The organism is Streptomyces sp. AC627_RSS907, assembly GCF_019049165.1.
On the sequence record NZ_JAGMUE010000473.1, the window covers coordinates 1 to 650 of the forward strand.

General features: G+C 71.7%; 1 protein-coding gene. It reads right to left on the reverse strand.

Annotated elements, in window-relative coordinates; genetic code table 11:
- Window positions 1-129: 129 nt before the first annotated feature.
- Entirely contained in the window at window positions 130-339 is a 210-nt protein-coding gene (locus KUM32_RS36530) for a hypothetical protein (RefSeq protein WP_217146190.1), read from the reverse strand.
- Window positions 340-650: the final 311 nt, after the last annotated feature.

Consider the following 650-nt stretch of genomic DNA (forward strand, 5'->3'; position numbering starts at 1 on the left):
GGGCATGGCCAGCGCGCAGCCCCAGACAGCAGCACCCGCTACCTGACGCGGGGCCGGGGCTGGGGCTGGGGCCGGGGTCGGGGCGTACGGCCAGACCGCACGCCCCGACCGAACCGCATCACGAACCGATCAGTCGCACTGCTCACACAGTTGGCCGCGCCGCACGACGACGGGCAGCGACCGGCCCACCCCCGGCTCGGGCACCCACCGGCCACGGTGGGAGCGGCGCTGCGGTGGGCCGTACGGGGACTGCCAGGCCGGCCGGTCGACGACGGCCGAGGCGCGGAGTCGGGCGGCGAGGGGCTGGTGGGTGAGGGTGAGGCGGAAGGTGGTGGTCACCCGGAAACGCGCGGAGGCGGACAGGGAACAACGGCGGAGGACGACCGACAGCGAGGTGGGGAAAACCACCCGGGTTGTGGACACAGAGAAATCCCGTTTCCAGTGAGAGGACCGCAGCGAAAAGCAGCGCGGCGCACAGGACTGCGACGCGCGACGGAACAGCGCTCGGGGGTTCTCACTGGGTGTACAACGGCACGTCCTTGTCCGGAGAGCGGATGACTGCGGGCGGAAGGACGGTAACGGCCCACGGGAGCCCGGCTCTACTCTTTTTGCGGCCGGGTGGCGAGTCTCTTTTCGGCTCGGGTGGCGGC